Origin of the sequence: Candidatus Pelagibacter sp. HIMB1587, from assembly GCF_052047775.1 — a bacterium.
Lineage (GTDB): Bacteria > Pseudomonadota > Alphaproteobacteria > Pelagibacterales > Pelagibacteraceae > Pelagibacter.
In genome coordinates this window covers 704,391-717,573 of record NZ_JBNAJJ010000001.1, presented here as the reverse complement: position 1 = coordinate 717,573, position 13,183 = coordinate 704,391, and the positions used below count along the sequence as shown (strand labels likewise).

Annotated in this window: 12 protein-coding genes and 1 other RNA gene; 10 read left to right on the top strand and 3 right to left on the bottom strand. The window is 31.6% G+C overall.

Going from position 1 to position 13,183, the window contains the following annotated elements:
* Positions 1–7: 7 nt before the first annotated feature.
* Together ACTTBE_RS03975 and ssrA are read right to left on the bottom strand one after the other, a co-directional pair.
* A complete protein-coding gene (locus ACTTBE_RS03975; protein WP_440677212.1) occupies positions 8–1,420 on the bottom strand; it encodes a PQQ-dependent sugar dehydrogenase in 1,413 nt (470 codons plus the stop codon).
* A gap of 38 nt (positions 1,421–1,458) precedes the next feature.
* Positions 1,459–1,756: a transfer-messenger RNA gene (gene ssrA, locus ACTTBE_RS03970) on the bottom strand.
* A 4-nt stretch (positions 1,757–1,760) separates the two neighbouring features.
* Between ssrA and thyX the strand changes: the two genes are divergently transcribed.
* Complete coding sequence (thyX, locus tag ACTTBE_RS03965) at positions 1,761–2,708, top strand: FAD-dependent thymidylate synthase (protein ID WP_440677211.1); 948 nt, start codon at positions 1,761–1,763, stop codon at positions 2,706–2,708.
* On the opposite strand, the gene ACTTBE_RS03960 is transcribed toward thyX, so the two are convergent.
* Positions 2,689–3,564, bottom strand: a complete 876-nt coding sequence (locus ACTTBE_RS03960; RefSeq protein ID WP_440677210.1) for an Mrp/NBP35 family ATP-binding protein — start codon at positions 3,562–3,564, stop codon at positions 2,689–2,691. The genes thyX and ACTTBE_RS03960 overlap by 20 nt on opposite strands.
* Here ACTTBE_RS03960 and hflK point away from each other — a divergent pair, their 5' ends adjacent.
* The 9 genes from hflK (at position 3,565) to ACTTBE_RS03915 (ending at position 13,125) form a co-directional block, all read left to right on the top strand.
* The gene (hflK, locus tag ACTTBE_RS03955) at positions 3,565–4,671 is read left to right on the top strand and encodes an FtsH protease activity modulator HflK (protein WP_262590309.1); all 1,107 of its coding nucleotides are present in this window, start codon (positions 3,565–3,567) and stop codon (positions 4,669–4,671) included. It begins immediately after the preceding gene.
* Positions 4,672–5,544 carry a protease modulator HflC gene (hflC, locus tag ACTTBE_RS03950; protein ID WP_440614019.1) on the top strand — a complete coding sequence of 291 codons (873 nt, stop codon included), beginning with the start codon at positions 4,672–4,674 and terminating at the stop codon, positions 5,542–5,544. It abuts the gene before it with no gap.
* Positions 5,545–5,551: 7 nt separating this feature from the next.
* A complete protein-coding gene (locus ACTTBE_RS03945; RefSeq protein WP_440677209.1) occupies positions 5,552–5,737 on the top strand; it encodes a DUF2065 domain-containing protein in 186 nt (61 codons plus the stop codon).
* Between the two features lies 1 nt (position 5,738).
* The gene (locus ACTTBE_RS03940; RefSeq protein ID WP_440677208.1) at positions 5,739–7,154 is read left to right on the top strand and encodes a Do family serine endopeptidase; all 1,416 of its coding nucleotides are present in this window, start codon (positions 5,739–5,741) and stop codon (positions 7,152–7,154) included.
* Between the two features lie 2 nt (positions 7,155–7,156).
* Entirely contained in the window at positions 7,157–8,065 is a 909-nt protein-coding gene (gene miaA / locus ACTTBE_RS03935; RefSeq protein ID WP_440677207.1) for a tRNA (adenosine(37)-N6)-dimethylallyltransferase MiaA, read from the top strand.
* A gap of 52 nt (positions 8,066–8,117) precedes the next feature.
* Positions 8,118–9,884 (top strand): acetolactate synthase 3 large subunit, encoded by a 1,767-nt coding sequence (locus ACTTBE_RS03930; protein ID WP_440677206.1) that lies wholly within the window; start codon positions 8,118–8,120, stop codon positions 9,882–9,884.
* Between the two features lie 5 nt (positions 9,885–9,889).
* On the top strand, positions 9,890–10,438 hold the full coding sequence (gene ilvN, locus ACTTBE_RS03925) for an acetolactate synthase small subunit (RefSeq protein ID WP_440677205.1): 549 nt from the start codon (positions 9,890–9,892) through the stop codon (positions 10,436–10,438).
* Between the two features lie 17 nt (positions 10,439–10,455).
* Positions 10,456–11,478 (top strand): ketol-acid reductoisomerase, encoded by a 1,023-nt coding sequence (ilvC, locus tag ACTTBE_RS03920; RefSeq protein WP_075506263.1) that lies wholly within the window; start codon positions 10,456–10,458, stop codon positions 11,476–11,478.
* An 81-nt stretch (positions 11,479–11,559) separates the two neighbouring features.
* Complete coding sequence (locus ACTTBE_RS03915; RefSeq protein ID WP_440677204.1) at positions 11,560–13,125, top strand: ABC transporter substrate-binding protein; 1,566 nt, start codon at positions 11,560–11,562, stop codon at positions 13,123–13,125.
* The last annotated feature ends 58 nt before the right edge of the window (positions 13,126–13,183 follow it).

The window sequence follows — 13,183 nt, the reverse complement described above, 5'->3', positions numbered from 1 at the left end:
AGCTTGATTAGGATTGTTTTTTAAAAATTAATAGGGACGAAGAGGTTTCAAGAAACAATATTACAATATCTTTTTGTTTAGATACAATTATGTCCCTAATCCTCTCATTTATTGGAACATATACATGTTTAATAATTTTCTTATAGTTTTTATCTAGTTCAATTAAATGTAAACCTAAATCCATATCTTTTATTTCATTACCCATAGCCCCTATAAAAAAAATATTATCTTCATCATTAATTGATTTAACTTCACTTATACCAATAGAAGGGTTAAAATATTTTAATGGTTCTATAAATCCAAATTTTTTGTGATTTTTATTTAAAGGAGCTTCCTCGATTATCTTTTCAGAATAATTTTTGTGATAATGATCTCCATAAGATGCTATTGGCCAACCAAAATTTTTTATTTGATCAAGTGGTTTATGATTTAAATTTATTTCATCACCTCCTTTGGGACCATGCTCCGTTGATAAGATAAAATCAAATTTTTTGCTATAGAATAAACCTTGGGGATTTCTATGTCCTATTGAAACAATTTTACCCTTTTTTGATTTAAGATTTATTTTAATTATTTTACCAAAATCACTTTGAAGATCTTGAGCCAAAGGTCTATTTCTAAAATCACCTGTAGTGAATAAAATATGATCTTCATCTACAAGAAAAATTCTACCGCCTGCGCCTTGGTGTGGCCAAAAACCATGACCATTATTTACTTTAACACAATCAGATGTTTTGAAAAAATTTTCAAAGTTCAAAAAATCAACGTTAATATCTGCAGAAATAATTTTAAGATCAAAACAATCTTTTGCATCTTCATCAATATAAGACAAATAAACTATATTTTTATTTACAAATATATCTTTAATTCCATATTGAAGATGAAAATGAAATTTATCATAATTTATGAAATCTCTTAAGTTAGATTTAATCTTTTTAAAATTTTTAATATTTTTTATATCCGAGTATGCAAAAATTCCATCATATGTTGTCATAAGCAAGTTTTGATCCTTGTTAAAAAAATCTAGGTAACCAGTAGCAGTTGCTCCAATATTTCCAGTAAACAACATTTCATTAGTTTTATATTTTGAGACCAGATATTGGTTTAAGTTTTTATTATTTTTATAATCTTTTGAAAAATGATCACCAATAACTTCATATAATTTTTTATTCTCAAATATTTTGTTAAAAGTAATTTGTTTTTCATTAATCAAATTATTAATATTTTTTCCATCCTTAAATAAATTTTTTTGTATTTTTACAATTTGCTCATTCCTAATATTTAACTGCTTAGCAAAGTTCGCAATTTCATTTTTTTTTGAAAAAGAATTCTCTTTATTTACAAAGTAACCTGTTACGAGCAGGATTGTTAATATGACTATTAAGATATAAGTAAATTTTTTTTTAATTAATTTTATCATTTGGGTTATTTTGTTTATTACATAAATGAATAAAATTAAATAGGGGCGTTCTGTTGCCAGGTGCCCCGGACCCCGTGCTTAATTAACTAAGTTAATTATGCAGCAAGTGCGTAACTTTCGTTAGCAATTATAAATTAGCCCGTTACGGTGGAACAATCCCGAACGAAAGAATAGCCTTTAGTCACCCGTCGATTCTAGTTCACCCCCGTAAGTTGTAATGGTGGAGGTGGTGGGTACTGCCCCCACGTCCGCAATGGTTATTACGAAATTCGTTTATCGTCGTAGTTGGAAATCCAACAGTAATAATATAAAAGTAATTACAACAGATTCAATAACAATCATGAAATTAACAAAAGAACAATCAGAAGAAATAAAAAACCAACAATCCCAAAGCAATCAAACTAAAAGAGTTACTGCTCCAGAGCTTGAAAAAATACTTTACGAAGCTTTGCCAGCACTAGATCATGGTTTTGTTAGGGTTGTAGATTATATGGGTGACGACACCTCTATAGTTCAGTCAGCAAGAGTATCTTATGGAAAAGGTACAAAACAAGTTTCAACGGATAAAGGTTTAATAAAATATTTAATGAGACATTGGCATAGTACGCCATTTGAAATGTGTGAAATTAAATATCATATTAAGCTTCCAATATTTATTGCAAGGCAGTGGATTAGACATAGAACTGCCAATGTAAATGAATATTCTGCAAGATATTCAATTCTAGATAAAGAATTTTATTTACCATCTAAAGAAAATTTAGCAGCGCAATCGACTAGTAACCGACAAGGAAGAGGAGATGTCCTTGAGGGAAGACAAGCAGAAGAAGTTTTAGAACTTTTAAAAAGTGATGCAGAGAGAACTTATGAGAATTATGAAACAATGCTTAATGAAAGATATGATGGTTCAACAATTGATGATAATAAGAAAGGATTAGCGAGAGAGCTTGCCAGAATGAACTTAACATTGAATACTTATACCCAGTGGTATTGGAAAACTGATTTATTAAATTTGATGAACTTTTTAAGGTTGAGAGCTGACAGTCACGCTCAGTATGAAATTAGAGTTTATGCAGATATAATGTTAGATACAGTTAAAAAATGGGTACCAATTACTTATGATGCGTTTATGGATTACAGAGTAGGAGGAACAGAGGTTTCTGCTAAGGGAAAAGTTATAATTCAAAAACTCATTAAAGGTGAAAATGTAGATGTTGAAAGTTCAGGACTATCTAAAAGAGAATGGAATGAATTAATGGCTGCTTTTGATCTTAAAGATAAGTTGATTTAATCTTTTCAGCAAAATCCAAATATATTTTTGAAATCTCATGGTCTGGGTTCGACTCGACTATTGGCTTTCCTTGATCACCAGAATTTCCAACTTCTGGATTGATTGGTATTTCTCCTAGAAAATCTTTTTGAAACTCTTCAGCAGTTTTTTTAACTCCACCTTCTCCAAATATCTTGTATTTTTTTCCGTCGTCACCTACAAAAAAACTCATATTGTCAACTAAACCTAAAATTTTAACTCCAAGCTTATCAAACATTTTAATCCCTCTTTTTACATCCAAAAGAGCAACTTCTTGTGGAGTTGATACTATGATTGCACCATCCATTTTAATTTCTTGTGAAAAAGTTAATTGAGTGTCACCAGTTCCTGGAGGCATATCAACAATTATAAAATCTAAATCTTTCCAATTAACCTTCTGAGTAAAAGTTTTAATTGCACTCGTCACCATTGGACCACGCCAAATCATCGGAGTTTGCTGATCTGCTAAAAATCCAATTGACATACATTGAATGTCATATTTTGTTATGGGGTCTAATTTTTGACCATCACTTTTTGGCTTTTCATTAATATCAAACATTTTTGGTATTGAAGGGCCATAAATATCAGCGTCTAACAATCCAACTTTGCATCCAACTTTTTTTAAAGCCAAAGCAAGATTCGTTGCAAATGTAGATTTACCTACACCACCTTTTGCACTCGAAATTGCAATAGTAAACTTAGTTCCTAAAATTGGATTTTTTGTAAAAACTCTAGGCTCCACCTTCTTTTTCATTGCGTCACTTAGTTCTGTATTTTTATCTGACATCAAACTATCCTTACTTGTTTTTTGCGATAAAGACACTATATACTTTGGCATATGTCAGATGATTTCAGAGGCAGAGGCGGAAGTCCATGGGGAACACCCCCAGGAGGTGGTAGCGGAGGCAATGGTTCAGGAAGAGGACCAACACCACCAAACGTAGATGAAATCATAAGAGAGTTTCAAGATAAAATAAGAAAGTTTTTACCTGGTGGAAAATCTTCAGGTGGAAAGTCTATTGGATTAATTTTATTAGTCTTAGCTTTTGTGTGGCTTGCAAGTGGGCTCTATAGAGTATTACCTGATGAACAAGGGGTTGTTCTTAGATTTGGAAAATTTGTTAAAACTACTCAACCTGGATTGAACTATCATATTCCTTTTCCAGTTGAGACTGTTCAAACTCCAAAAGTAACAAAAGTAAATAGAATAGATATTGGATTTAGGTCTGAAAGAGATAGTGGTTTTTCTACAGGAGGAGGGGTTGCAGATGTTCCTCAAGAAAGTTTAATGCTTACTGGTGATGAAAACATTGTAAATATCGATTTTTCGGTATTTTGGGTTATCAAAGATGCTGGAAATTTTTTGTTTAAAATTCAAGATCCTGTAGGAACGGTTAAAGCAGCCGCAGAAACAGCAATGAGAGAAGTTATTGCTAAAAGTGATATTCAACCAATATTAACAGAAGGTAGATCAAGTATTGAGATTGAAACTCAAGAAATTATTCAAAGCATTTTAGATGATTATGAAAGTGGAGTACAAATTACTCAGGTACAAACGCAAAAAGCCGATCCACCTGATCAAGTAATTGATGCATTTAGAGATGTTCAAGCTGCAAGAGCAGATATGGAAAGATCTAAAAACGAAGCTGAAGCTTATGCAAACGATGTGATCCCAAGAGCAAGAGGGGAAGCACAGAAAATTTTACAAGCTGCGGAAGCTTATAAAAAAGAAGTTGTTGCTAAAGCCGAAGGTGAAGCTAGTAGATTTTTAGCAATTTACAATGAGTATGCTAAAGCAAAACAAGTGACTCAAGAAAGAATGTTTCTAGAGACAATGGAGACTGTTCTAGCAGATATAAATAAAATTATAATTGATAAAGAGTCTGGTTCAGGTGTTGTGCCATATCTACCATTACCAGAGCTTAAAAAGAAAGAGACAAATTAAATGAAAGCTGGAAAAATAGTAGCTGGAATATTAGTTTTAATTGGTGTTGTAGCGTTCCTATCAGTAATTATAGTCAAAGAAGTTAATCAAGCGATAATTCTTCAGTTTGGTGATCCAAAAAGAATCATAATGAAACCAGGCTTAAACTTTAAAATTCCATTTATTCAAAACGTTGTTTATTTAGATAAAAGGATTTTAAATTTAGATACCCCGCCAGAGGAAGTAATTGCATCTGACCAAAAAAGATTAATCGTTGATGCTTTTGCGAGATTTCAAATAGTTGATCCTTTGAAATTTTATATTTCTGTAGGAGACGAAAGAGTTGCAAGATCAAGATTATCTACGATTATAAACTCAAGAATTAGAAATGTTTTGGGTCAAGAAGAATTACAAACTTTGTTATCACAAGATAGATCAAAACAAATGTCTTTGATTAAAGATGGAGTTAATAACGAAGCGCAAAATTTTGGAATAAATATTGTGGATGTAAGAATAAAAAGAGCTGATCTTCCTACAGCAAACAGTGATGCAATTTACAGAAGAATGCAGACTGAGAGGGAAAGAGAAGCAAAGGAATTTAGAGCAAAAGGTGCTGAGATGGCAGTAACAATTACTTCGACTGCTGATAAAGAAGTAACTGTAATATTAGCTGATGCTCAAAAACAATCAGAAATTATGAAGGGAGAAGGTGACGGAGAAAGAAACAAAATTTTCGCTGAAGCTTTTGGAAAAGATCCTGAATTTTTTGCTTTTTATAGATCTATGCAAGCTTACGGTAAGGCATTTAATGCAGGAGAAACATCAATGATCTTGTCTCCTGATAGTGAATTTTTCAAATTTTTTGGAAATATAAATCCTGATATTAAACAGTAGTTTTTAGATGAATGAGCTAGTCATAGCTTTTGGTCTTTTTTTATTTATAGAGGGAATTTTATATGCCTTATTTCCAGCAAAAATGAAAAGTATGCTAAAAAAACTTGAACTTGTTAAAGATAGTCAATTAAGATCAGGTGGACTTATTTTTGCAATTATAGGTTTTGTGATTATTTATTCTATTAAAAGTTAATATGAAAAAAATAAAATTTATTATTTTAACAATTATATTTTCTCTAAGTTTTTCATTACAATCAAACTCTAGGCCTGTTCCAGCATCATTTGCAGATCTTGCAGAAAAATTAATGCCTTCTGTGGTAAATATTTCTACATCAACTACTGTGGTTACAAATAATAACTCTTTTCCATTTCAATTCCCCCCAGGATCTCCATTTGAAGATATGTTTAAAGAATTTGGAACTCCTCAAGAGAGAAAATCGGCAGCTTTGGGTTCTGGATTTATTATTGATGAGAAGGGAGTGGTGGTTACAAATAATCACGTAATTCAGGATGCTGATGATATTATTGTTAGAGTTAACGGAGACCAAGAATATAAAGCGAAAGTGCTTGGTGCTGATCCTTTAATGGATATTGCTGTATTACAATTAGATACAGAAGATAAATTTAAACCAGTCGGCTTTGGAGACTCAGATAAAGCTAGAATTGGTGATTGGGTTTTAGCAATTGGAAATCCATTTGGTCTTGGAGGAACAGTAACTGCTGGAATTATTTCAGCAAGAAATAGATCAATTGGATTATCAAGATATGAAGATTTTATTCAAACAGATGCATCAATAAATTCAGGAAATTCAGGCGGACCTTTATTCGATATGGAAGGAAATGTGATTGGAATTAATACAGCCATCTTAGGAAGAAATGGTTCTATTGGTATAGGATTTTCAATTCCATCAAACAGCGCTCAACAAGTAATTAAACAACTTATAGAGTTTGGCGAAACAAAAAGAGGTTGGCTAGGTGTAAGAATTCAAGATGTAACAAAAGAAATTGCTGAAGTTGAAGACCTAGATAAACCAAGAGGTGCTTTAGTTGCAAGCGTTGCTGAAAATAGTCCCTCTGAAAAAGCAGGAATTCAGGCTGGAGATATTATTTTGGAGTTTAATGGAGTTGAAATTAAACAAATGAAAGAGTTGCCAACAATTGTTGCAAGAACAGAAGTTGGAAAAAATGTAGATGTAAAAATTTGGAGAAATAAAAAAGAAATAACTAAAAAGGTTTTGTTAGGAAGATTAGAAACCTCTGATGATTTTAAAGTAAGTGAAAATCCAAAAAAAGATGAAAATAATTTAGATGAAATTATTGAGAGTTTAAGAATATCAGTAAGACCTTTAACTAAAGAAGATATAAAAAACCGTAAATTACCAAACCAAACTACAGGATTAGTAATTACTAATATAGCTAATAATAGTCCTTTAGTTAATTCAATTGAGATCAATAGTGTTATTATTGAAGCTCAAAAGAAAAAAATTAAATCAGCAGAAGATTTAAGAGACGTCACTCAAAAAGCAATAAACTCAAATCAAAAAACTATTTTAATTGCAATTTATAACAATCAAAATCAACGAAGATATATTGGTGTTAAATTAGATTAGTAATGGATTTAAAATCCAAGATAATTTTAATTTCAGGACCTACAGCATCTGGAAAATCAAGTTTTGCAATTAAACTTGCAAAAAAAATTAGAGGAGAAATTGTTAATGCAGACAGTATGCAAGTTTATAAGCAACTCAAAATTTTATCTGCAAGACCTAACCCAAAAAATTATCAATCAGTAAGACATCATCTATATGGCTTCCAAGATGCAAAGAAAAGTTTTTCTACTGGTGATTGGCTTAAAATTGTAAATAAAAAAATAATTGAAGTTAAGAAAAGAAAAAAAATTCCAATTCTTGTTGGAGGAACTGGACTTTATTTTAAAGCATTAACTGATGGTTTGGTTCAAATTCCAAATATTCCAATAAAGTTTAGAAATCAAATTAGAAATTTAAATAAAAAAATTGGTCAAAATAAATTTTATAAGCAATTATTAAAACTAGACCCTCTATCAAAAAATAAAATTAATCCAACTGATACCCAGAGATCAATAAGAGCATTTGAAGTTAAAAAGTTTACAAAGAAATCTCTTCACGAGTGGTTTAAAAATACTAAATCAAATTATTTAGAAGAAGATTTTTTAAAAATTTACATCGATTACCCTCGTGAAGAGCTAGTTAAAAGAATTCATCAAAGAACTAGTAAAATGATTAGAATGGGTGCCGTGAGTGAGGTTAAAAGATTTCAAAAGCAAAAAATTAATAAGCACATGACTGCATGTAAAGCAATTGGAATAAATGAAATTCAGGAATATTTAACAAAAGAAAAAAAAATTGATGAAATCAAAGAAAAAATATCAATAAAAACTAGACAATACGCCAAAAGACAAAGCACATGGGCTCGAGGACACATGAGTGACTGGGTTAAACTGAATCCATCTGAGATAAATAAATTTTTAAAAAAAATTTAAATTTTCCATACTTAACCTTGACCAATCAGCACAACTTCAGCTAGATTGCGAAATGCCAAAATTATTAACTGGAGCAGAAATCGTATTTAAGTGTCTTGAGGACCAAAAGGTAAATCATATTTTTGGTTACCCTGGTGGCGCTGTGTTGCCAATATATGATGAATTAAAAAATCATCCATCAATTAAACATATTCTTGTAAGACATGAGCAAGGTGCAGGTCATGCAGCAGAAGGTTATGCTAGGTCATCTGGAAAACCTGGTGTTGTTTTAGTTACATCAGGTCCTGGTGCAACCAATGTAGTTACTGCTTTAACTGATGCATACATGGACTCAGTTCCAATGGTCTGTATTTCGGGTCAAGTGCCAACACACCTGATTGGTACAGATGCATTTCAAGAATGTGATACAACAGGAATAACAAGACCATGTACAAAGCATAACTGGTTGGTAAAAGATATTAATGATCTTTCAGATGTTATGCATGAAGCATTCAAAGTTGCAACAACTGGAAGACCTGGCCCAGTATTAATTGATATTCCAAAAGATATTCAATTTGCAAAAGCAAAATATAAAAAACCAAAAAAAGAAAAAAGTTTAAATGGCAAATCTCCCAATAAGTTTTCAGCTGATGAAATTGACCAATTAATCAATTTAATTAATAAAGCAAAGAAGCCAATAATTTATAGTGGTGGAGGTGTAATTAATTCAGGACCAAAAGCAAGTGAAGCTCTTAGAAAATTTGTTGAAATAACAGGATTTCCAATTACTTCAACTTTGCAAGGTCTAGGTGCTTATCCTGGAGATGATAATCAGTTTTTAGGAATGCTAGGAATGCATGGAACATATGAAGCAAATAACGCAATGCATGACTGTGATTTATTAATTAATATTGGTGCAAGATTTGATGATCGTATAACTGGAAAAATTGACGAGTTCTCTCCTAATTCAAAAAAAGTTCATATTGATATTGATCCATCATCAATTAATAAAATTATTAAAGTAGATCTTGCAATTGTAGGTGATGTAACGAAAGTAATTGATAAAGTAAATAAAACAATTGTTAAAAAGAAAAATGGTAATGGTAAATCAAATAAACCTAATATTGCAAAATGGTGGGAACAAATTCAAAAATGGAGAAATAAAAATTCTTTAAATTTTATTAATAGTGAAGATAGCATAAAACCTCAGCATGCTGTTCAAAGACTTTATGAACTAACAAAAAATAAAGATACTTATGTAACAACAGAAGTGGGTCAGCATCAAATGTGGGCTGCACAACATTATAAATTTAATAAACCAAATAGATGGATGACTTCAGGAGGATTAGGAACTATGGGTTATGGATTACCTGCAGCTGTTGGAGTTCAAGTAGCTCATCCAGAAAAATTAGTTATTGATATTGCGGGAGAAGCATCAGTTTTAATGACAATGCAAGAGATGTCTACAGCTGTTCAATATAACTTACCAATAAAAATATTTATTTTGAACAACCAGTACATGGGAATGGTAAGACAATGGCAAGAGCTGCTTCATGAAAAGAATTATTCTGAGAGTTATTCAGAAGCATTACCGGATTTTATGAAAATGGCCGATGCTTATGGTTGCAAAGGAATTAAAGCTGATGATCCATCAGAGCTTGATGAAAAAATTCAAGAAATGGTCGACCACAATGGCCCTGTTATTTTTGATTGTCATGTGGATCCAAATGAAAACTGTTTTCCAATGATACCTTCAGGTAAACCTCATAATCAAATGATACTTGGACCAAACGATCAAGAAGAGAATAAAATTAAAGGAAAAGGCAAAGCCTTAGTTTAATCAAAATGCCAAAATCAAAGTCAGCTTATAGCTCTCCATCTATAAAACAAAAATCAGATACTTATATTTTTGTTGTTTGGGTAGATAATGAAGCGGGAGTTCTTGCAAGAGTGGTTGGTCTGTTTTCTGGAAGAGGTTATAATATTGAGTCTTTGGCGGTAGCTGAGGTTGATGCTATCAAAAACATTTCAAGAATAACAATTGTAACAACTGGAACTCCACAAGTAATTGACCAGATTAGACTACAATTAACCAAATTAGTACCTGTACACAAAGTTGCTGAATTTAAAAGAGACGATAAAGACGTGATTTTTAAAGAGATGGCACTATTTAAAATTGTAGGTAAAAAAAATAAAATTGAAAAATGTTTAAATGCTTGTAAAAAATTTAACCCAGTAGTATTGGATGAAACAAAATCATCAGCAGTTATTCAAATAACAGCACTTAGAAGAGAGATTGATAAAATGAGTAAAAAATTAAAACCCTTGGGACTTATAAGCACTTCAAGAACAGGGGCCGTTGCAATGACAAGAGGTGCAAAAATTTTTAACTAATTAATAGGAGATAAATTATGAAAATGTTTTATGAAAAAGATGCAGATGTAGATTTAATTAAAAACAAAAAAATTGCAATTTTTGGTTATGGGAGCCAAGGTCACGCTCATGCACTTAATCTAAAGGATAGTGGAGTTAAAGAAATTGTTGTTGCGTTAAGAGAAGGTTCATCAAGTGTTGCTAAAGCTGAATCAAAAGGTTTAAAAGTGATGAATTTATCTGATGCAGCTGCTTGGGCAGATGTTGTAATGATATTAACTCCAGACGAACTACAAGCAGAAATTTATAAAAATCACATAGAACAAAGAGTAAGAGAAGGAACAAGTATAGCTTTTGCACATGGTTTAAATGTTCATTATGATTTAATCAAAGCAAGAAAAGATTTAGATGTATTTATGGTTGCCCCAAAAGGACCTGGTCATTTAGTAAGAAGTGAATATGAAAAAGGTGGTGGAGTTCCATGTTTGTTTGCAGTTCATCAAGATGGATCTGGTAAGGCAAGAGATTTAGCTCTTTCCTACGCATCAGCAGTAGGTGGAGGAAGATCAGGTATTATCGAAACCACTTTCAAAGATGAAGTTGAAACAGATTTATTTGGTGAACAAACTGTTTTATGTGGTGGTTTAGTTGAACTAATTAAAAATGGATATGAAACTTTAGTAGAAGCTGGATATGAACCAGAGATGGCATATTTCGAAACAGTTCATGAAGTTAAATTAATTGTTGATTTGATTTATGAAGGTGGAATTGCAAACATGAATTATTCAATTTCAAATACTGCTGAATATGGTGAGTATCAATCTGGTCCAAGAATTATCAATAAGGAAGAGACAAAGAAAAGAATGAAAGAAGTTTTGGCAGATATCCAATCAGGTAAATTTACAAAAGAGTGGATGGATGAGTGCAAAACTGGTCAAAAAAACTTCTTAGCAACTAGAGCAAAATTAGCTGAGCATTCTGTTGAAAAGGTTGGTGCAGAGCTTAGAGCTATGATGCCTTGGATTAGTAAGAAAAAATTAGTTGATAGTGATAAAAGCTAAATTTCTTTGCTAAATTATCACTACTATAATCTAATTATTTAACTTATACTTTTTAAATAAATTTAAAACATGAGGGTTAAAATGAATATTAAAAATATAATCAAAATATTGTCTTTGGTTTTAGTATTTGGATTTTCTTCTGCATCGGCTCAAACAATTAAATGGTCTATGCAAGGAGACAGTTTAACACTAGATCCACATGCACAAAATGAGGGTCCAACCACACAAGTATCTAGACAAGTTTATGAAGCACTTGTTGAAAGAGGTTTGGATATGAAAATAGGACCTGCTTTAGCTACGAAATGGAAAACAACTGATCCAAACACTTGGATATTTACTTTAAGAGAAGACGCTAGATTTTCTGATGGTTCAGGAATGACATCTCAAGATGTTGTTTTTAGTATCTTAAGAGCAAAACAAAGAACATCTGATTTTAAAGAATATATTTCTACAGTTTCCAATGTAGAAGCAGTTGGAGACTATGCTGTTAAAATAACAACAAGTAAACCGAATCCAATCCTTTTAAATCAATTGTCAAACATTTTTATAATGTCCAAAGCTTGGTCTGAGAAAAATTTTGCAACATCACCTCAAAACTGGGATGCTGGACAAGAAACATTTTCAGCTGTAAACGCTATGGGAACCGGACCTTTTAGAATAACTAAAAGAGAACCTAATACCAGAACAGTATTTAAGAAAAATAAATACTGGTGGGGTGAGATGAAAGATAAAGGACTTTCTTCAATTGAATTACTACCTATTAAAAATGCAGCAACAAGAGTAGCAGCGTTATTATCAGGTGAAATTGATATAGTTACAGATGCACCAGTGCAAGATTTGGCAAGAATTGGTTTTTCTCCAAATACTAAAGTTGAAAGCACTGCTCAAATGAGAACAATTTTCTTAGGAATGGATCAAGCTGCAGATAAGTTAAGAACAGGAAATACAGGTGATAATCCTTTCAAGAAAAAAGAAGTTAGACAAGCACTTTATCAAGCAATTGATATTGAAGCCATTAAGAAGAAAGTTATGAGAGGTTTAAGTGAACCTGCGGGTATAATAACTTTCCCAGGTGTAAATGGTTATACAGCTGAACTTGATAAGAGATTACCGTATGATCCAGAGGCTTCTAAAAAATTATTAGCTGAAGCTGGATATCCTAATGGATTTGAAGTTGAGTTAAGATGTCCTAACGACAGGTATGTAAATGATGAAGCTATTTGTACAGCAGTTGTTGGAATGTTGGGTAAAGTAGGTGTTAAAGTTAATTTATTTGCTCAAACAAAAAGTAAACACTTCAAGGAGCTAAAAGATAATCAAGGTGATTTCTACATGCTAGGTTGGGGTGTTCCAACTTTAGATAGTCACTACGTTTTTCATTATTTATATGAAACTGGTGCTAGTTGGAATAGAGTTAACTTTAGTAATGCTGAAGTAGATGCTGCAATTAGAGTAATGGAAGGTGAAGTAGATTTAGAAAAAAGAAATGCTGCAATTGCAAAAGCTTGGAAAATTGTAAAAGATGATATTTCTTATTTACCTTTACACCACCAAGTAATTTCTTGGGCTTCTAAAAATAATGTTAGTGTTCCTATAAGACCTAACAATGAGCCATTATTTAAAACTGCAGTTTACGGTTTAAAATAATTAAAAATCATTACAAGCCCTTTATATATTTAAAGGGCTTGTAAATTTTAAATCTTCT

What these genes read in the sequence shown, in the direction of transcription:
- ACTTBE_RS03975 (WP_440677212.1), bottom strand. Translation starts at nt 1,420, where the DNA reads ATGATAAAATTAATTAAAAAAAAATTTACTTATATCTTAATAGTCATA.
- thyX (WP_440677211.1), top strand. Translation starts at nt 1,761, where the DNA reads ATGAAATTAACAAAAGAACAATCAGAAGAAATAAAAAACCAACAATCC.
- ACTTBE_RS03960 (WP_440677210.1), bottom strand. Translation starts at nt 3,564, where the DNA reads ATGCCAAAGTATATAGTGTCTTTATCGCAAAAAACAAGTAAGGATAGT.
- hflK (WP_262590309.1), top strand. Translation starts at nt 3,565, where the DNA reads ATGTCAGATGATTTCAGAGGCAGAGGCGGAAGTCCATGGGGAACACCC.
- hflC (WP_440614019.1), top strand. Translation starts at nt 4,672, where the DNA reads ATGAAAGCTGGAAAAATAGTAGCTGGAATATTAGTTTTAATTGGTGTT.
- ACTTBE_RS03945 (WP_440677209.1), top strand. Translation starts at nt 5,552, where the DNA reads ATGAATGAGCTAGTCATAGCTTTTGGTCTTTTTTTATTTATAGAGGGA.
- ACTTBE_RS03940 (WP_440677208.1), top strand. Translation starts at nt 5,739, where the DNA reads ATGAAAAAAATAAAATTTATTATTTTAACAATTATATTTTCTCTAAGT.
- miaA (WP_440677207.1), top strand. Translation starts at nt 7,157, where the DNA reads ATGGATTTAAAATCCAAGATAATTTTAATTTCAGGACCTACAGCATCT.
- ACTTBE_RS03930 (WP_440677206.1), top strand. Translation starts at nt 8,118, where the DNA reads ATGCCAAAATTATTAACTGGAGCAGAAATCGTATTTAAGTGTCTTGAG.
- ilvN (WP_440677205.1), top strand. Translation starts at nt 9,890, where the DNA reads ATGCCAAAATCAAAGTCAGCTTATAGCTCTCCATCTATAAAACAAAAA.
- ilvC (WP_075506263.1), top strand. Translation starts at nt 10,456, where the DNA reads ATGAAAATGTTTTATGAAAAAGATGCAGATGTAGATTTAATTAAAAAC.
- ACTTBE_RS03915 (WP_440677204.1), top strand. Translation starts at nt 11,560, where the DNA reads ATGAATATTAAAAATATAATCAAAATATTGTCTTTGGTTTTAGTATTT.